At 67.0% G+C, this 19091-nt stretch carries 9 protein-coding genes and 1 pseudogene; 7 read left to right on the top strand and 3 right to left on the bottom strand.

Annotation, left to right across the window (positions count from 1 at the left end):
- Nucleotides 1-36: 36 nt before the first annotated feature.
- Complete coding sequence (gene fxsT, locus ACFUO4_RS37665; RefSeq protein WP_383493461.1) at nucleotides 37-2739, top strand: FxSxx-COOH system tetratricopeptide repeat protein; 2703 nt, start codon at nucleotides 37-39, stop codon at nucleotides 2737-2739.
- A 40-nt stretch (nucleotides 2740-2779) separates the two neighbouring features.
- On the opposite strand, the gene ACFUO4_RS37660 is transcribed toward fxsT (ACFUO4_RS37665), so the two are convergent.
- Complete coding sequence (locus tag ACFUO4_RS37660) at nucleotides 2780-3082, bottom strand: helicase associated domain-containing protein (RefSeq protein WP_377862251.1); 303 nt, start codon at nucleotides 3080-3082, stop codon at nucleotides 2780-2782.
- Between the two features lie 270 nt (nucleotides 3083-3352).
- Between ACFUO4_RS37660 and ACFUO4_RS37655 the strand changes: the two genes are divergently transcribed.
- From ACFUO4_RS37655 to ACFUO4_RS37645, 3 genes are all read left to right on the top strand, one after another.
- Nucleotides 3353-3772 (top strand): integrase, encoded by a 420-nt coding sequence (locus ACFUO4_RS37655; protein WP_383493458.1) that lies wholly within the window; start codon nucleotides 3353-3355, stop codon nucleotides 3770-3772.
- A gap of 500 nt (nucleotides 3773-4272) precedes the next feature.
- Entirely contained in the window at nucleotides 4273-11355 is a 7083-nt protein-coding gene (locus tag ACFUO4_RS37650) for an RHS repeat-associated core domain-containing protein (protein ID WP_383493455.1), read from the top strand.
- A 53-nt stretch (nucleotides 11356-11408) separates the two neighbouring features.
- On the top strand, nucleotides 11409-11828 hold the full coding sequence (locus ACFUO4_RS37645; protein WP_383493452.1) for a hypothetical protein: 420 nt from the start codon (nucleotides 11409-11411) through the stop codon (nucleotides 11826-11828).
- A 29-nt stretch (nucleotides 11829-11857) separates the two neighbouring features.
- Here the strand turns inward: ACFUO4_RS37645 and ACFUO4_RS37640 are convergent, their stop codons facing one another.
- Nucleotides 11858-12022 carry a helicase associated domain-containing protein gene (locus tag ACFUO4_RS37640; protein WP_383493449.1) on the bottom strand — a complete coding sequence of 55 codons (165 nt, stop codon included), beginning with the start codon at nucleotides 12020-12022 and terminating at the stop codon, nucleotides 11858-11860.
- Nucleotides 12023-12390: 368 nt separating this feature from the next.
- Between ACFUO4_RS37640 and ACFUO4_RS37635 the strand changes: the two genes are divergently transcribed.
- Together ACFUO4_RS37635 and fxsT (ACFUO4_RS37630) are read left to right on the top strand one after the other, a co-directional pair.
- Nucleotides 12391-12840 (top strand): hypothetical protein, encoded by a 450-nt coding sequence (locus ACFUO4_RS37635; RefSeq protein WP_383493446.1) that lies wholly within the window; start codon nucleotides 12391-12393, stop codon nucleotides 12838-12840.
- Nucleotides 12841-13147: 307 nt separating this feature from the next.
- The gene (gene fxsT / locus ACFUO4_RS37630) at nucleotides 13148-15712 is read left to right on the top strand and encodes an FxSxx-COOH system tetratricopeptide repeat protein (RefSeq protein WP_383493443.1); all 2565 of its coding nucleotides are present in this window, start codon (nucleotides 13148-13150) and stop codon (nucleotides 15710-15712) included.
- A gap of 39 nt (nucleotides 15713-15751) precedes the next feature.
- Here fxsT (ACFUO4_RS37630) and ACFUO4_RS37625 read toward each other — a convergent pair whose 3' ends face one another.
- On the bottom strand, nucleotides 15752-18238 hold the full coding sequence (locus ACFUO4_RS37625) for a Helicase associated domain protein (RefSeq protein ID WP_383493440.1): 2487 nt from the start codon (nucleotides 18236-18238) through the stop codon (nucleotides 15752-15754).
- A 274-nt stretch (nucleotides 18239-18512) separates the two neighbouring features.
- On the opposite strand from ACFUO4_RS37625, the pseudogene ACFUO4_RS37620 reads away from it, so the two are divergent.
- Nucleotides 18513-18842, top strand: a pseudogene (locus tag ACFUO4_RS37620) (ATP-binding protein); the annotation flags it as partial.
- Nucleotides 18843-19091 lie beyond the last annotated feature (249 nt).

Raw genomic sequence — 19091 nt, 5'->3', positions numbered from 1 at the left:
TGCACCAGTACGAACGCGTGGTTTCGGGGGGACACGATGGGCGCGATAGAGGCACCTGGCAGCGCGTCTGACGGGGTGTGGTTCATTAGCCATGCGGGTGCCGACAGAGCCTGGGCGGAGTGGATCGCCTGGCAGCTCCTCGACGCCGGCCACGAAGTCGAGCTGGACTGCTGGGACTGGGGCACGGGCGACAACTTCATCCTAAAGATGAACACGGCCCTGGAGCACGGTCGGATGCTGGCCCTGTTCTCCCCGGCCTACTTCGAGCCGGAGCGGTTCACGACCCCGGAGTGGACCGCGATGCTGGCCCGGCAGAAACAGATCACCCCGGTCCGGATCGCGAAGACCCCCACACCCGCGATCCTGAGCCCGTTCATCGTCACTGATCTGTTCGGTCTGGATGAGCAGACTGCCCGTGATGCCCTTCTGCGTGCGGTGAATGGTCCGTCTCGTCCTGGGCGGGCGCCGGGTCGGCCGCCGGGGATGCTGTCGCGGATTGGTGGTACGGGGCCGCGTCTTCCTGGGTCTTTGCCGCGGGTGCGGAACCTTCCGGCACGCAACGCGGCGTTCACCGGCCGCGACAGCATGCTGGTGCACTTGCGGGAGGCTTTGGCGTCCGGGCAGCGGGTGGCGGTGCAGGCTCTGCACGGCCGGGGCGGGGTCGGCAAGACCCAGCTTGCCCTCGAATACGCCTACCGGTTCGCCGGCGAGTACGAGTTCGCCTGGTGGATCGCCTCGGAAGACCCGACCCTGATCCCCGACCAACTCGCCCAGCTTGCCGTCCGGGCCGCCGTCGCGCCCGCAGGCACACCACCGGCCGCCGCGGTCGAGATGCTGCTGGCGGAGCTGGGAGGGATGTCACGTTGGCTGCTGGTCTTCGATAACGCCGAAGACCCCGACGCTCTTGCTCCGTTCCTGCCCGGTGGGCCCGGGCATGTGCTGATCACATCCCGCAACCCCCTGTGGACCGCCTACGCGGTTCCCGTCGACGTCGACACCCTCTCCCGCACCGAGTCCATGGCCCTGCTGCGCGCCCGGGGCGCGCACCTCACCGACGCCGACGCGGACGACATTGCCGCCACCCTGGACGATCTCCCGCTCGCCCTCGCCCAGGCCGCAGCCCTCCTGGTACGGGGCCTGTCGGCGGTGGGCCTGAAGGAGGAGCTGGCGGCGAACCTGGTCGAGGTGATGGCGCACAACCCTCCGCCTGGCTACCCGACCGGCTTGGCCGCGCAGGTCCGCCTCACCCGCTCGCGCCTCAAGACCGAGCATGCCGGGGCGGCCGCGGTGGTGGATGCGCTGGCTCTGCTGGCGCCCGAACCCTTTCCCCTGGCCACCTGCGCCGGCCATCTCCCCGGGGGGACCTCCGCTCTCCTGGCGGAGACGATGGGTTCGCGGCTGGCAGCGGGGAGCGCAGTGGAGGCCATCGCCCGGCACGGTCTGGCCCGTGTCCAGGACGGCACGCTCCAACTGCACCGCCTCACCCAGGACATGCTCGCGGGGCAGATGACCGTCCAGGAGCACGGCCTAGCGGTGGCTGATGCGGAAGCCCTCCTGGCCGCGGCCAACCCCGGCGACCCGGCGGATCCGCGGTGGTGGCCGGCCTGGCAGTTCCTGCTCCCGCACGCCCTGGCCCTCGACCCTACCCAGCTCACCACCAGCCGGGGACGGAGGGCGGTGAGGCAGGCCTGCTGGTATCTGATGGACCGTGGTCAAGCCCGCTTGGCCCGGGAACGCCTGCAACGGCTGCATGACGCCTGCCTGCAGCAGCTGGGTCCCGACCACGACGACACCCTGGACGCCGCTCAATACCTGGCTCGCGCCTATGACGACACCCAGGACCATGAGCGCGCCCGCGCCCTGGACGAAGACAGCCTTAACCGCCACCAGCGCCTCCACGGCGACGCTCACCCCAACACCCTGGACAGCGCCCACAACCTCGCCATCCGGCTGTGGGCGCTGGGGCGACATGAGGAAGCCCTCGCCATGGACGAGAAGACCCTGGAGACACTGCGCCGAGTGTCAGGTGAGGAGCATCCGGACACGCTGCAAACGGCGTCCAGCCTTGCCCTCGATCTGGCGGAGGTGGGTCGGGTGGAGGAGGCGGTGGTGTTGGGGGAGGAGACGCTTGCGGCGCAGCGGCGGGTGCTGGGACCCGAGCATCCGGACACGCTGCTCACAGCGTCCAACCTGGCGATTCGGTTGACGGAGGTGGGTCGGGTGGAGGAGGCGGTGGTGTTGGGGGAGGAGACGCTTGCCGTGCAGGGCCGGGTGCTGGGGGTGGAGCATCCGGAGACGCTGATCACGGCGTTCAACCTGGCCTTCGACCTGGCGGAGGTGGGTCGGGTGGAGGAGGCGGTCGTATTGGGGGAGGAGACGCTTGCGGCGCGGCGTCGGGTGTTGGGGGTGGAGCATCCGGAGACGCTGCGTACGGCGTCCGGCCTGGCGATCCGGCTGGCGGATGTGGGTCGGGTGGGGGAGGCGGTGGCTCTGGGGGAGGAGACGCTGGAGCGTCGGCGGCGGGTGCTGGGTGCGGAGCATCCGGACACGCTGTCCACGGCGGCCAACCTGGCCGTCGACCTGGCGGATGTGGGGCGGGTTCAGGAGGCGCGTGTGCTGGGGGAGGAGACGCTGGAGCGTCGGCGTCGGGTGCTGGGTGAGGATCATGTCGAGACCCGCCGTACTGCTAGATGGCTGGCGGAGTTGGGTGAGGAGGAAGAGCCTCGGTCGGGTGAGTGAATTCGGTACCCGCCTTTTCTCTCCTGCCCACCTCAGCTGTCTACCAGCGCATCCCCAAGTCGGTCAGTGCAGCACGTCGTTCGGGGCTGAGCCCGGCGGCGCGCCTTCGTGCGTTGGAGATGAACGACCCGAGTCCGAGCAGCTCGCCGTCGACGTCCTCGCGGTGCTGGCGAGGTACCCGCAGATGACCCTCACGGGCGTGGAACTGGCGAGCAGCGGCCAGGTTCCGCTCCCACAGCTCATCCTGCGACCGCCGTACCGGCCGGAGCTCCGCCCCCCCCGGTCCGGATCCACACCAAGACTCTCCAGCAAGTACTGCTGCGCCGGAGTCAGCTTGTCCCACCCGGCCGCCTGCCCAGCGATCCACACCCCCAGATCTTCACCCTGCACCACCAGCTCGCCCGCCTTGCCGGGCAGTGTGCCCCCGGCCTGGACGTGCCGGAGCAGTGTAGGAAAGGGCGCATGTTCGCGGATTGATAGCAGGCTCTGTTTGCTGTGCTGGGCTGGAGTGTTGGGGTTCACCCGGTCGGTTGAGTCTTATTTGGATGCTTCACGATTCGTGACGGCGTGGCGGTATCCAGGAAGGGGACAACGCAGTCTGGACGGGGGAGGGGTGGGTGCGGTGGTAGGGGTGGTGCGGTTCTTGCCCGGTCCGGATGTTGATCCGGTTACGGGAGGGCTGCGTCCTTTGGAGGGGGAGCTGGTCGATCGGTTCGTGCTGGCGGGGATGGGCGCGGGGTTCTTGGACGGTTCGGTGGCGGATGACCGTGCGACGCTGACGCAGTTCGCGATCTTCCTGCGTCGCGGGTTGTGGGCGGTGCAGCCGACCGACGTGGACGCGTGGCTGGCCAGCCTGCGCCGGCAGGGACTGTCCCGGGCCACGGTGTACGGGCGGGCGAACACTCTGGCCCGCTTCTACACCCTGGTCGTTCGCCAGGACGCAACGATCGCCACCTTCATGTCCCTCAATCCCGTTCAGCCGCCGGCCATCCCCCAGGACATCCTGGGTGCACAAGTGAAGAAGCTCGCCTGACCTGCTGCGAGCAGGAAAGACAACGGGGGCTGAGCCCCGGTCGCGGCCCAGCCCTGTGCCCCCAGGCAGCGGCGTGGCGATGCGCCGGGCGCTTCGGGTGCGTCAGGTCCCGGATGTCGTCTGATGGGATCGGGCCGCGAGGTGCGGGCGTCGTCAGGTCCGATTGCAAGGGGGCGTAGGACGGGCGGCGTTTTCGCCTGAAACCTCCCGGCGGGTTGTCGCTGTGAGCCTGTGACCTGGGGTTGTGTGGTTGTGATAAGGGTCACCGGCGGGGGGTGGAACCGTCCGTTTGGTCCTCTGTTCACAGGATGTTCAAGGCAGTTACTGTCTCGCTTCACTGATCAACTTTCGTCTCGGGGCGGCGTCAGCGTGCTGGGGAGCACGGCCGTCCCGATTCCGGTGGTCGGGTGTTTCTCATTGGTCTGCGGCTTGCGCACGCGTGTGCAAGGTCGCGTGGGGCGGGGGTTCGAGTGGCTGCTCGGCGTGCGCGTTGGTTGTCCGTGACGATTGCGGGCGCCGTGATGGCGGGCCTGTTGTCGACCGGGACGGTGCTGTCCCCACCGTCGGCGGCCGCGGACTCGGGGAGCTCCACGCCCCTGGTGCCGTCGCAGTCGTTGGGAGCGGTACCAGCGCAGGAGGCCGAGGAGGCCGGTAAGGCGCTGCCGGAGCCGAGTTGGCCGGCGGCGGCGCAGGCGACGGTGGATCTGTCGCAGGCCGAGCCGGGGGAGCCGGGCACCGTCACACCGGAGCCCTCTGCCTCCGCCTCTGCCACGCCCAGCCAGGACGCCGCTACCGAGGTCGCCGACGTCGTCGAGGTCGCGCCGCTGCCAGCAGACGAGCAAGCCACCACCCAGCTTGCCAAATCCCGGCTGGCCACGGAGGAGACACCGTCCGCCACCGCGGAGCCCAGCGCGTCGCAGAGCGCCGATGCGGCGGCCGCGCCCGCCAGCGGTGACCCCAGCACCGATCCGTCGTCGCCGCCCTCACCGTCAGCGTCGGAAGGTGCCGGCGAGCCTGCCGGGGATGCGGTGTCGCCGGATCAGGTGGATGTGCGGGTGTTGGACCGTGACGACATCGCTCCGGCCGGCGGTGTCGGTCTGGGCGTACAGGTCACCCGCACCGACGGCGTGCCCGCGGCGGGCCAGGTGCAGATCGCCATCGACTACTCGGGCTTCAAGTACGCCTACGGCGGTGACTTTGCCTCCCGGCTGCGCCTGGTGAAGGTCCCGGACTGCGCACTGCAGACGCCGGAGGCGGAAGGCTGCACGGACCGGGAGTTCGTCCCCGTCGACAACGACACCGCCACGGGCACGTTGACCGCGACGGTGACGGCCGAGCCGGACAGTGACGGCCTGTCCACGCAGCTGGGCACCGCCTCCGGCTCCACGTTCCTGCTGAACACGGGCTCCTCGTCGGACAAGGGCGACTACCGCGCCTCCACCCTCTCCCCGACCGGCTCGTGGGAGGTGGCCACCGGGTCGGGAGCCTTCACTTACAACCTTCCCGTCAGCCTGCCGAAGCCGGCGATGGGGGAGGCGCCATCGTTGGCGCTGTCCTACAACTCGCAGTCGGTGGACGGCCGTACCTCGGCCACGAACAACCAGGCGTCCTGGGTCGGCATGGGCTGGGACCTGAGCGTCGGCTTCATCGAGCGCCAGTACCGCAACTGCAGCCAGGACGGCCTGTCCACGATCGGAGACCTGTGCTGGGACTCGCCCAACAGCACCGATGAGCCGGACGGCGCGGTCTATGTCATCAACCTCAACGGCGTGTCCTCGACGCTGGTGCAGGACAACACCGGCACCGGTTCCTACCACTTGCAGGACGATCCGGGCTGGCGGGTGCAGCATCTGGACGGCGGTCACGGTGCGGACGACGAGTACTGGGTGATCTCCACCCCGGACGGCAAGCACTACTACTTCGGCTGGGGCCGCTCGGAGCGCACCGGCGCCGCCACGAGCTCTGTGTACACGGTGCCGGTCGTCGGCAACGATGCGGGGGAGCCCTGCCACGCCCAGTTCCCCGAGCCGTGCACGCAGGCCTGGCGGTGGAGCCTGGACCGCACGGTGGACGCCAACGAGGTCGAGTCGGCCTACTTCTACGACAAGGAGAGCAACTACTACCGCTCGGTCGCCAACACCGACAAGGCCCGCTCCTACACCGCGGGCGGCTACCTGAGCGCGATCGAGTACGGCTGGCCGACCCAGATCAGCGGGTCCAAGCCGACCGGCCGGGTCGAGCTGACGCATGTGGGCCGGTGCGTGGAACGCATGTCGGACGCCGATCCGCTGCGCAGCGAGCCGGGCGCCTGCCCCTCGATCGCCTCCACGCCGACCTCGTACCCGGACGTGCCGGTCGACCTGATGTGTGACGGCACCTCGGCCGACTACTACTGCGCGGGCAAAACCTACTACCCGACGTTCTTCAGCAAGGACATGCTGTGGGACATCAAGACGTTCGTGCTGAAGACGGACATGAGCGGCTGGGATCTGGTGCAGCAGTACCAGACCAAGCACGGGCTGCCCAACCCTGACGGCTCGATCGGGAAGACGCTGTGGCTGGACTACGTCCAGCGCAAGACGTACGGCACCGGCACGGACATCGTGCTGCCGGTGATCAACTTCAACGGCGTCGACCTGGACAACAAGGTCGGCTCCACTGAACTCAACTTCCGCCGTGTGAACGAGATCCATGGCGATCTGGGTGCTACCACGACCGTCGACTACGGCTCGCCCAACCCGTGCAGCATCGACGCCTTGCCGAGCGAGGCCTCCAACACCAAGGACTGCTTCAGGCAGAAGTGGACTGCGGAGGGCGCGACCGAGGCGAAGACCGGATGGTTCAAGAAGTTCCTGGTCATGTCGGTGACCGTCGACCCGACGGTCACCGACAGCCAGGACGGCGCGCCGAAGATGACCACCAGCTACGACTACCAGGGCGGCGCCGGCTGGCGCTTTGGCAATGACCCTCTGACCAAGGACGCCGACGAGTCCTGGACGGACTGGCGTGGCTACCAGAAGGTCGAGGTCACCTCCGGCACCGGCACGGTGAAGCACTCCACGTTCCACTGGCTCTACCGTGGCCTGGACGGCGACCGCACCGCCAAGGACACCTCCACCACCCGCGCAGTCAAGGTCTACGACGGCGAAGGCACCGCCTACACCGACTCGCCCTGGCTGCAGGGCAAGACCATCGAAACTTCCCAGCGCGACGACACCGGCAGCTCCCAGGAGCGGGTCTTCCACCACTACTGGGACCACGTCACCTCCACCTACAAGGGCCTGCCCGACGCTCGCTTCGTCCGCGAGGACGAGACCACCACCCTGAGCAAGATCTCCACCGGCTGGCGCACCCACGTCGTCCAGAACGAATACGACGCCGCCGAACCGGCTTCCGGCACCTACGGCCTGCCGTTGCGCACCGACGACCAGGGCGAGGCAGGTGTCTCCGACAACCAGTGCACGACCTTCGGCCGCGCCTACAACACCGACTACTACGACGGCAGCAAAATCCAGCGCTGGATGGTCCTGACCGACGAGACCCGCCACTACGACACCGGCGGCAGCGGCTGCGACGGCCGTGCCGGGGCCAACCAGGACGGCTACGCGGTCATCCTCTACGACAACGCCGCCGACGTGGCCGGCAACAAGCCGGTCGACGGAAACCCCACCGAGACCCGCAACCACGCCAGCGCCGGCACGACCGACTTCCTCAAGGCGCGGTTCGGCTACGACGACGCTGGCCGCTCGACCTGGGCCGAGGATGCGGACCACAATCGCACCACCACCACCTACAACCCGGCCAACACCTGGCCCGTCGACGGCGTCACCACCACCACACCCAAGCCCAGCAGCGATGTCACCGACTTGCGGCCGGCGTTGAGCAGCACGGTGTGGACCTCCCGCTTCTGGGGTGTGCCGTATCAGAGCAGGAACCCCAACGGGAAGATCAGCAAGGTCACCCTGGATGCCGCTGGCCGCCCGATCGAGGTGTGGAGGCCGACAGAGACCGGCGGTACTTCACCCTCGCTGAAGTACAGCTACAGCATTCCCACCGTCACCAGTAATGGCGTCCCGGACTCGGTCGACGGATTCCCGCGTGTGGCCAGCCACACCCTGCAGTCCGGCACCACCTACCTGACGGCTTACGCCTATTCCGACGGTCTGGGCCGCGCCCGGGAGGTGCAAGCTCCGATTCCGGACGGCGTGGACTCTTCCGGGGCGGAGGTGCCCAACCGGCAGGTTGCGGTCACCCGCTATGACACCTCCGGCAACGTCACCGGCACCTCGGCCGTCTTTCGCAATCAGGGCACCGCGGGCTCTGGCGGACCAGTCAGCCCCAAGGTCGAGGACCTACCGTCCTACACTGACCTGACTCTGGACTGGGCTGGTCGCACCACGTATTCGAAGATCATCACGGGCGGCGGCAGCGGCGTTGGGCTCTATGCCTGGTCAAGCACGACCTATCACGGTGACTACGCCACCGTCTCGCAGCCGGAGCGCGGCGACGTAGACACCTACACCAACGTGTTCGGGCAGACGTCGAAAGTCGTCGAGCACAATGGCACCTCCACCTTTGCGACCCAGTACGGCTACACGGCCGAGGGCAGCCTGGAGAACATCACCGACTCCCGCGGCAATACCACCACTTACACCTACGACTGGGCGGGCCAGCGCACTGAGACGAAGGATCCGGACGCAGGCAAATCCACCACGCAGTACGACGCCAACGGCCGGATCAGCAAGATCAGCCGTGATTTCGACGACACCACCGGCTGGGCAAAGACCGTCCTCACCTACGGCTACGACAATCTGGGCCGCAAGATCTCGCTGACCAGCGGCGGCAACGTGGTCGCTTCCTGGGGCTGGGACGGTGTCACCGGCGGCAAGGGCCAGATCACCGCGACGGCCAGCCGGGACATCAGCGGCAAGAGCTTTACGACAAAGACCAACAGCTTTGACGACCGCGGCCGCCCGCTGAGCACCACCGTCACCATCCCTGTCGCCGTCACGGGCCTGGGTGGGGACTACACCACCAGCTACACCTACGACGCGGCCGATCACATCACCTCTATCACCTACCCCAAGGCTGGAGGCCTCGACGCGGAGACCGTCACCTCCAGCTACAACGCCTACGGCCAGCCCCGCAGCCTCACCTCCGACTGGCAAAGCTACGTCCGTACGACCGTCTACGACGCCTACGGCCGCCTCAGTGACCGCTACTACGGTTCCGCCGTCGCCACCAGCACCAGCGCCACGGTCCAGCGCTCCTACGACTACCGCGATGACAATGGCACCCGCTGGCTCAACAGCATCTCCACCACCACCAACTCCGGCCCACTAGGCGCCGTCAAGGGTGAAGCGCAAAAGGACACCTACAGCTACGACTTCGCCGGCAAACTGACCGGACTGCGGGAATCAGCCAGCGGCCAGACCGCTCAATCCCAGTGCTTCACATACGACGATCAGGCCCGCCTCACCAGCGCATTCACACACGGGGACACCTGTCTCGGCCAGAAAAAGTCAGACTTCACCGGGCAGGACCCCTACCAGACGGCGTACACCTACGACCGCCTGGGCAACCTGCAGTCCGTTACAGACACAAACAAGGCCGGCACGGCCACCACCCGCGACTACCTCTACCCCGGCTACGACGACTCCGGCACATGGACCACCGCCAACGCCGAACAACCGCACGGCGTGCGCAAGATCAACACGATCACCTCCGGCACCACGACCGCGACCGAGAGCTTCTTCTACGACAACGCCGGCCAGATGGACACGCGTGTCGAGAGCGGCAAGACCACCGACTACGACTGGACCAAGACCGGCCAGCTCGCCACGGTCAAGACCACCACCTCCAGCGGCAGCGAACAGACCAGTTACAGCTACGACACTGATGGAGGTCTCCTACTCCGCACCACCCCCCAGGAGACCGTCGCTTCGATCGGCGGCATGGAACTGCGCACCACCGACGGAACCACGGTCACCGCAACCCGCTACTACACCAGCGGGACCACCACCGTGGCGATGCGCACAACGCAGGGTGCGACCGACGCCCGCGGGAAACTCACCTATCTGCTGGCTGACACCCAGGCCTCCACCCAACTCGCCGTCGACGCCACCACCGGAGTCGCCACCCGCCGCCGCTACACCCCCTTCGGCGACGAACGCAGCGGCACCCTGCCCACCGGCACCAACAACGGTTTCCTCGGTAAGGCCGAAGACACCAGCACCGGCCTGTCCCTCCTCGGCGCCCGCGCCTACGATCCCCGCCTTGGCCGCTTCCTCAGTACCGACCCGCTCAGCCTGCCGTACGACCCGCAGAATTTGTCCGCCTACAGCTATGGCGGTAATGACCCCGTCAACAAGTCCGATCCGACCGGACTGTGCAACGACCCAGACTGCCCGACACGCCCAGGGCCGGGTAAGGAAAATACGACGCCGGGTCATGAACCGGGCAAGTCCAAGGACTCTGCGAACACTACCTACGAAAAGAATCACGAATCGTACGGGGAACCAGAGGACGACATGACAGCGGCCGAGCAATATCGGTGTCATGGGCTTCCCTGTGAAATGGAAGAACGTCCGGTCCGTTGGTGCCAGCATCATTGGATTACATGCGAGCTTTCGGCCAGTGGGCCAGCCTTCGCACAGAGCATGAAGCAGCTGTGGCAGTTCGAGAAGGAACTGCTCGGTATTTCAGGCGGGGAAGACTGCCTTGACGGCGACGCAATCGCCTGTATCGATGTCGGCGCAGAGCTCATCATGGCGTCGAAGTTCAAGCTGGCGCGCAGTGTCCTGGGCGATGCATATCTAGAGGTCTTCGCTGACGTCTGCAAGGTTTTGAACAGCTTTACGCCGGAGACTGGGATTCTCATGGCGGACGGCACGAAGAAGCCCATCAAGGACATCAAGGTCGGCGACAAGGTAATCGCCACCAATCCTGAAACCGGCAAGACAGAAGCCCGCACCGTTCTCGCCACCATTATCACTGAGGAAGATAAGGACTTCACGGACGTAGCGGTGAGAACGAGTGATGGTACCGGTGAGATCACCGCGACTGACCATCACCCTTTCTGGTCACCTTCAGAGCACGCATGGGTCAACACAGTCGACCTCAAGAAGAACATGACCCTGCGCACGAACTCCGGCGCGGTCGTCACCGTCGATGCAACTCGCTCGTTCCACCTCAGGCAGGAAACGCGCAACCTTACCGTCGATGGCCTCCATACGTACTACGCACTGGCCGGGAACACGCCGGTCCTGGTTCACAACTCCACCCCCACTCCTCCGCCCGGTGTCGTGTATCTTCGTACCGATCTGATCACCGGCAAGGAGTATGTCGGGCAGGCGAAGAGCTGGGAGCGATATCTGAAAAGGCAGGGTGAGCATGCTAAAGCACATCCCGCCTCCACCTATACATTTGAAGTACTTGGCCGGGCGACGCCAGGTACCGACCTAGACGTTCTTGAGGAGAGCTGGATGCGCGCCGGAGGCGGAAAGTACATCCTGGAAAACAAGCGTGTTCAGATGAGTGATGCTCGCTACAAGGCGGCTGGAGGTACCGTCCCATGCCCGTGAGATTTCGACAGAATGATGTATTTCTCATTCCCGTGACGGATGGGGTGCCAGCTATGGGGCACATCATCCTGAAAATGCGGGCAGGGAATATTCTCACTACAGTATATTCGGGTCGATCGGAATCCATCGAAAGTTTTGATCCGGAATGGCTTTCATCGTCGCGGCCAGATTTCACTGTCGAGACGATGGACCTATTCATCAAGAATGGGACGTGGCGAGTACTGGGGAACTGGGAGCCTCCCATTGAGCCGCACATTCCAGTATATAAGACTCAATTCGAATTTAATGGGCCCTTCTTCGAGCAGTATATCGACGGAAGTATTGGTGGTCAGTTGACTGATGATGATGCAAGCCGTCTAAGGAAGCAGAAATCATACTCGCCGGCCCTGGTGGAAAAGGCTGTACGGGCGCTTCAAGGTCTTGAGCCTTGGCTGCCCATCTTTGACGAGATGCGATCTGACGACGCCGTGTGAGTCTCCTGCAGTCCGGCGCGCACACGCAGTCAGGCGGCGTTCTCACGCGCCTTCTTGGCCCCCGCCCGCTGGTTCTTGAGCCACGTCCCGAGGGCGTAGCCGTCCCAGACCACGGAGTTGCCCGGCAGCAGGTGCCCGTGCACGTTCGCGTAGTCGCGGGCGACGGCGATGTGCCGAAGCACGATAGTTGTCACCAACGGCATCCGCTGACCAGCGACTTCGATCGGGCTAAGCACCTTGGTTGTCACCGAATCGGCACGCTACCTGCGACCAGCCCAGCGCGGTGGGTGTCACCGGCTCCGGCGCCGCGCCGGCCGCCTGAGCCGAAGTGCTGAGGGGCAGCCGGCTTGCGTCGTCGGGATGCTTCAGGTTGCAGCCCGCCTGCCAACGTGACATCTATCCTGCTTCGGCTCAGGTCTCGCACCCATGGGCGAGATCGCACCGCCTTCACCGGCGCATGGCGAGGGCGCTGAGAGGCTCGTCAATCCGCTCGCCCTTGCCTGCGTCGGTCGGTTGAGGAATCTGGTTGCGGTGGATCAGGGGGATGCGGTGATACTCCGACATGAGTAGAGACGCCGAGGTCATCGTGCTCGCTCGCTGGTCGAGCGAGGTGATGGAACCGCTGACCCAGGAGGACCCGCAGCGCACATGGCGAGGTCGCTTCGTTCCGATAGCGGGGCACTGGGGCTACGAGTTCGGGTGGGCCCTGGAGTTGGAGAAAGTGCGTGCCCGCAAGGGTCTGCTCAGGCACCTGGAGTCGCTGCCGTGGCCGTATCCGCATACGGTGCAAATTCTGCTTCGCGACCAGGACGACGACTGTTTCGGGCTATGGATGTTCCACGAGGGCCGACTGGTGGAAATCCCCATTGCGCGCACGGAGCGTTTCCACCAGCCGGCGCCGCCCAATGAGGACTTCGAACCCGACCCGGGCATGCTGCTCCGCACTGACCAAGACACAGCCCTGCCCGAGCAGACCCCCGAAGCACGCCGCGACATCCGCCCCCCTTGGTAGGTCGAGTTCGACAGCTCATCTCGGGACGTCAGGGCTGTCGACGCGCGCGTCTCAGCACTGCGCCACCACTACCCAGGTGCTGACAAGCGTCACAATGACCGCGGGCCCAGCTGATCTCCCACTTCAGTCACCAGCCGGGATCCACGTCCTCCCGTGCCTCCATGCGGAACGGCGGCATCTCTCACTGAAATCCGCCCTTTCCTGGACTGGGGCGGGTGAAGTCCGGGTCCGGGTGAGTGGGTGCGTTCTACGCTGGGTGGTTCAGCGCGTTGCGGGGTTCGGGGGCGTGATGGGTGGCGGTGCGGGGGTGTCTGACGGCACGTCGGACGGGGTGTGGTTCGTCAGTCATGCGGGTGCGGACAGGGCATGGGCGGAGTGGGTCGCCTGGCAGCTCCTGGACGCCGGGCACGAAGTTGAGTTGGACTGCTGGGACTGGGGCGCCGGAGAGAATTTCATCCTGAAGATGAACGCGGCCTTGGAACAGGGGCGGATGCTGGCCCTGTTCTCTCCTGCCTACTTCGAGCCGGAGCGGTTCACCACCCCGGAGTGGACCGCGATGCTGGCCCGGCAGAAGCAGATCACCCCGGTCAGGATCGCGAAGACCCCCACGCCCGCGATCCTGAGTTCGTTCATCGTCACTGATCTGTTCGGTCTGGATGACCAGGCAGCGCGTGAGGCGCTGTTGCGTGCGGTGAATGGTCCGTCTCGTCCTGGGCGGGCGCCGGGGCGGCCGCCGGGGATGCTGTCGAGGATTGGTGGTACGGGGCCGCGTCTGCCGGGTTCCTTGCCGCGGGTGCGCAACCTTCCGGCACGCAACGCGACGTTCACCGGCCGCGACAGCATGCTGGTGCAGCTGCGGGAAGCGCTCGCGTCCGGGCAACGGGTTGCGGTACAGGCCCTGCACGGCCGGGGCGGGGTCGGCAAGACCCAGCTCGCCCTGGAGTACGCCTACCGCTTCGCCGGCGAGTACGAGTTCGCCTGGTGGATCACCTCGGAAGACCCCGCCCTGATCCCCGACCAGCTCGCCGCGCTCGCCGCCCGTACCGGGATCGCGCCCGCGGGTACAGCACCGGCCGAGGCGGTGGAGCTGTTGCTGGCGGAGCTGGGAGGGATGTCCCGCTGGCTGCTGGTGTTCGACAACGCCGAAGACCCTGCCGCTCTCGCCCGGTTCCTGCCTGGTGGTCCTGGGCATGTGCTGATCACCTCCCGCACCCCCCTGTGGACCAGCTATGCCGTTCCCGTCGATGTCGACACCCTTTCCCGGTCTGAGTCGGTGGCGCTGCTGCGCGCGCAGGGCGCGGTCCTCACCGATGTGGATGCCGACGCCATTGCTGCCGCCCTGGGTGACCTTCCGCTCGCGCTCACGCAGGCTGCTGCGCTTCTGGTGCGGGGGTTGTCGGCGGCGGACTTGAAGGAGGAGCTGGCGGCGAACCTGGTGGAGGTGATGAAGCGCAACCCTCCGCCCGGCTATCCGGCCGGTCTGGCCGCGCAGGTTCACCTGAACCGCACCAGCCTGAAGGCCGAGCATCCCGGGGCGGGAGCGGTGGTGGATGCGCTGGCGCTGCTGGCCCCCGAACCCTTCCCCCTGACTTCGTGCGCCGGCCGGCTTCCCGAGCAGGCGTCCGCGCTTCTTGGGGAGGCGGTGGGGTCGCGGTTGGCGGCGGTGGACGCGGTGGAGGCCATCGCACGCCACGGTCTGGCCCGGATCCAGGACGGCACCGTGCAACTGCACCGCCTCACCCAGGACCTGCTCACCGGCCAGATGACTCGCTCCGATCGTGATCAGGCGGGGGTGGATGCCGAAGCTCTCCTTACCGCGGCCTACCCCGGCGACCCGAGGGAGCCGCGGTGGTGGCCGGCCTGGCAGGTCCTGCTCCCGCACGCCCTGGCCCTCGACCCCGCACAGCTCACCACCAGCCAGGGACGGGATGTGGTGGGACAGGCGTGCTGGTATCTGATGGATCGCCGGCAGCCCCGCCCCGCCCGGGAACGCCTGCAACGCCTCTACGACGCCTGCCTGCAGCAGCTGGGCCCCGACCACGACGACACCCTGCGGGCCACCCACAATCTGGCGCGCGCCTACTACGACACCCGGGACCACGAACGTGCTCGCGCCCTGTACGAAGACACCCTTAATCGCAGGCAGCGCCTCTACGGCGACGAGGATCCCCGCACCCTGGCCAGCGCCGTCAACCTGGCCGTGGAGCTGCAGGCGCTGGGGCGGTACGAGGAAGCCCTCGCCCTGGAGGAGAAGACGCTTGCGGTGCAGCGTCGGGTGCTGGGAGCAGAGCATCCGGCCACGCTGCTGACGGCGTCCAACCTGGCCAACCGTCTGGCGGCGGTGGGTCGGGTGGGGGAGGCGGTGGTGTTGGGGGAGGAGACACTTGCGGCGATGCGTCGGGTGCTGGGAGCAGACCACCCGGAAACACTGCGCACGGCGTCCAACCTGGCGATCCGTCTGGGGGATGTGGGTCGGGTGGGGGAGGCGGTGGTGTTGGGGGAGGAGACGTTGGCAGCGCGGCGTCGGGTGCTGGGAGCAGACCACCCGGAAACACTGCGCACGGCGTCCAACCTGACTGCCGATCTGGCGCAGGTGGGGCGAGCGGATCAGGCCGTGGCGTCGGGGGAGGAGACGCTTGCGGTGCAGCGTCGGGTGTTGGGAGCAGAGCATCCGGACACGCTGCGCACGGCGAACAACCTGGCGGTGTTTTTGCGGGATGCGGGGCGGGTGGGGGAGGCGCGCGTACTGGGGGAGGAGACGTTGGCGGTGCAGCGTCGGGTGCTGGGTGCGGAGCATGTCGAGACGCGCCGTACGGCCCGGTGGCTGGCGAAGCTGGGTGAGGAGCAGGAAGAACCTCGGTCGGGAGAGTGAACCCGGTCCCCGCCTTCCCTCTCTGCCCGCCTCAGCCGTCTACCAGCGCATCCCGAGATCGTTGAGGGCGTCGCGTCGTTCGGGGCTGAGCTTGGCAGCGCGCCGGCGGGCGTTGGAGATGAACGACCCGAGTCCGAGCAGTTCGCCGTCGACGTTTTCGCGGTGTTGGCGGGGTACGCGCAGGTGTCCTTCGCGGGCGTGGAACTGGCGGGCGGCGGTCATGTTCCGCTCCCACAGCTCGTCCTGTGACCGCCGCACCGGCCGTACCTCGGGTCCTGCGGTGTCGGGGGCCACCCCGAGGCTCTCCAACAGGTATTGCTGCGCCGGGGCCAGCTTGTCCCACCCGGCGACCTGCCCGGCGATCCACACCGCCAGATCCTCGCCCTGCACCACCAGCTCACCCGGCTCGCCGGGCAGCGCGCCTCCAGCCTGGGCGTGGAGAAGAAGCAACCGCAGGCAGCGTGCCCAGCTGATCTCCCACTCCGGGGCCCACCCGGGATCGATCTCCTCCAGCGCCTCCATACGGGCCTGTGACAGCTCCCCGGCATACGAGACGCCGGTCTCCCCGTTCGCGCGGCGTGCGGCGTTCTCACGCGCCTTCTTGGCGCCTGCTCGCTGGTTCTTCAGCCACGTCCCGAGGGCGTAGCCGTCCCAGACCGCGGAGTTGCCGGGCAGCAGGTGCCCGTGGACGTTGGCGTAGTCGCGGGCGACGGCGAGGCCGGCCTCCCACGCGGAGGCGTGCACGGACCAGACCATGCCCAAGTTCGTCAGTTCTGTGACCCGCTTGGCGTCCATGGTCCCGGCCGCGTAGTAGCGGCGTTGATCCGCCACCCAGACCCCCAGCGGATGGTTCGCACTGCCATCCCAGTCCTCAGGGCAGACGAACGTGTACGGCACGCGCAACTCGGTGCTCCCCATCTCGCGCAGCCACCGCGTGGCGGCCTCGATGCCGCGCAGCCAGTACGCGCGCTCGGGGTCGATGACCCGCAGCCGGACGAACTGGGTGAGGGCGGCCGGGTCCCGTTCTTCAGTGAACCGCAGCACTTCCGCCGCCGCGGCCCCCACCGGAGGAACCAGGTCCTGCTCCTGGCCGTCCTCCCCGTCAGCGTCCTGCATTAGGCCCTCGCCGTCGACATCCTCAGACCGCCAACTGCTGTTGCGCAGGCGGGGATCGGCGAGGGCCTCGATGGTGTCAGAGTCGTGCGCCCGGAGGGCTCCAAGCACCTTCGACAGGGTGTCATAGGCGTTGGAAGTGAGCAGTTCATTCGGGTCTTCGTCCGGTCCGAGGAATACCGGAACGATCAACGTCGCCAGTTTCCCGCGTTCCGGATGCAGCCGCAGCGCACGCCCTACCATCTGCACGATATCAACCATCGAACCGCGCGCATCCGCAAATAGGACTGCATCACACTCGGCGGTATCGACGCCTTCACCCAAAACGCGAACTGAAGAAAGGACCCGCAATTCCGCCCTAACATCCCGGCCCTCAAAAGCTTCGCCTCCGAGGAAATCCGAGGCGAATTCGTCCAGTACCTGGCGGCGGTGTCCGGGGGTGTGGTCGCCGTAGAGCCAGTCGGCCCAGACCTGGTGGGCGGGCGGGTAGGTGTCGGGGTCGTCCTCGGCGAGCCGGCCCGCGGTGACCGGTACCGCGGCCGCCATCGCCTCCGCCTCACCCACCCGGCTGTGGAACGACAGCACCCGCCGAAACCGCTCCTCAACGGCAGCGCGCATCAAACCGATCTGCACGGCCGCCAGTCGGGCCCCGCGCACGGCGTCCGATCCGGTGTCCTCGCTCGTCATCGCCGCGTACAGATCCGGATCGCGGATGTCCAGACACAGCACCTGATAGGGGGCAACAATCCCCCGCCCCACTGCCTCTGACAGCGTCAGCTTGTACGCCACCGGCCCAAATACTGGCGACCCGTCATCCATCGAGGCGACCAGCCGGGGCCGCTCACCCTCCGCCTCCCACACACGCGGCGTGGCCGTCATGTACAGCCGCCGCTCGGCAGGAAGCTGCGCTTGGTCGTGCACGGCCGCCCACGGCTTCATCCCGTCACCGCTGGTCCGGTGGGCTTCGTCCACCACCATCAGGCTCCACACCCCCAGCCCGGCCGCGTGCGCACGCTGCAAGATGCGCAGGCCCACCGACGCGTAGGTCGCGAAGACCGTCACGGTCTCCAGCCCCTCCAGCCACGCCACCAGCTCGTCAGGATCGGTCGTGCACGGCAGGCCCTGGCTTTCCTCAGCCCGCAGCGAGCAGACGCCGATCATCGCGCCCGTGCGGCCCGCCCGACGCCAGGCGCCGGCCATCTGCGTCAGCAGATCCAGCGTCGGCACCACCACCAGCACCCGGCGAGCAGAAAGACGACGCGCGGACTCCGCACCAATCAGGCTCTTTCCGGAGCCGGTTGCGGCGATTACCTGCGTGCGCAGGCCCTCGGGCGGCATATGGCCACCGGCCGGAGTTCCAAGAATGCGAACGACGTTATCGACGGCCTCAGCCTGGTGCGGACGCAGTTCCATCTGAGCCACAATGCCTCGCATTCTCGTGTGTATTCAGAGGGAATCCGGTCTCAACCCAGATTCCATCCGACTTCCAAAATGAAGCCCCTCTCACGTGGGCAGTCAACGCGATTGGGTACCCTGTCATCATCCCAGACTCGATCCGATCATGAGAGTGACACACTAGATCTCTCCGAAAGTGACCGGAAGTGGCCGGTTATGATCGCGACTGTGGCCGACTATCGTGGGTACCGGTCTAGGTCGGTGAAGATGCTCATGGCGCAAGGCGGGCTGCATGATGCAGGCGGAAGAGGGTGAGGGGCGAGAGGCCCTCACCGGTGAGCTGATCTCGGTGTCGGCGACGTTCGAGGACACTGCAGAGATTGCCGAGGCACGTGACCTGGCTCGTTCTTTCCTGAATGATGTTCAGGCGCTGCACGGGCTTCCGGTGTCGGACCGCGTGATGGGCGTGGTGCAGCTTGTGGTGAGTGAGCTGGTCACGAATGCCCGCAAGTACGCCCCGGGCCCGTGCCTGCTGACCTTGGAAGTCGCGGGCGGGGCTGTGGAGGTGACGGTGTGGGACAGCGAGCCGGTCCTGCCGGTCGCCAAGGCTGCGGATCCGGGCGGCGATGTCGCCGGCCGCCTGGGCTGACCGAAACCCGCCCCCGCTCCTTGCTGCTGCCACTGACGCGCCCGGAGGGGGCGTCAGGTTCCGCGGGGGACTGCGGAGCAGGCCGCCACGGAACGAATCTGACCGGAGGTCAGATTCCCCGGATCACGGAGTGATCCGGCAGGCGGAACGGAGTTCCGCCCCTTCCGCGCGCAGCGCGGAAACCGCCGCGTAGCGGCGGCGCGTCGTGTCTGCGGAGCAGAC

This window comes from Streptomyces sp. NPDC057280 (genome assembly GCF_042668605.1).
Taxonomy (GTDB): Bacteria; Actinomycetota; Actinomycetes; order Streptomycetales; family Streptomycetaceae; genus Streptomyces.
Note: the sequence above shows the minus strand (reverse complement) of the source record. Positions and strands in the feature narration are given on the sequence as shown.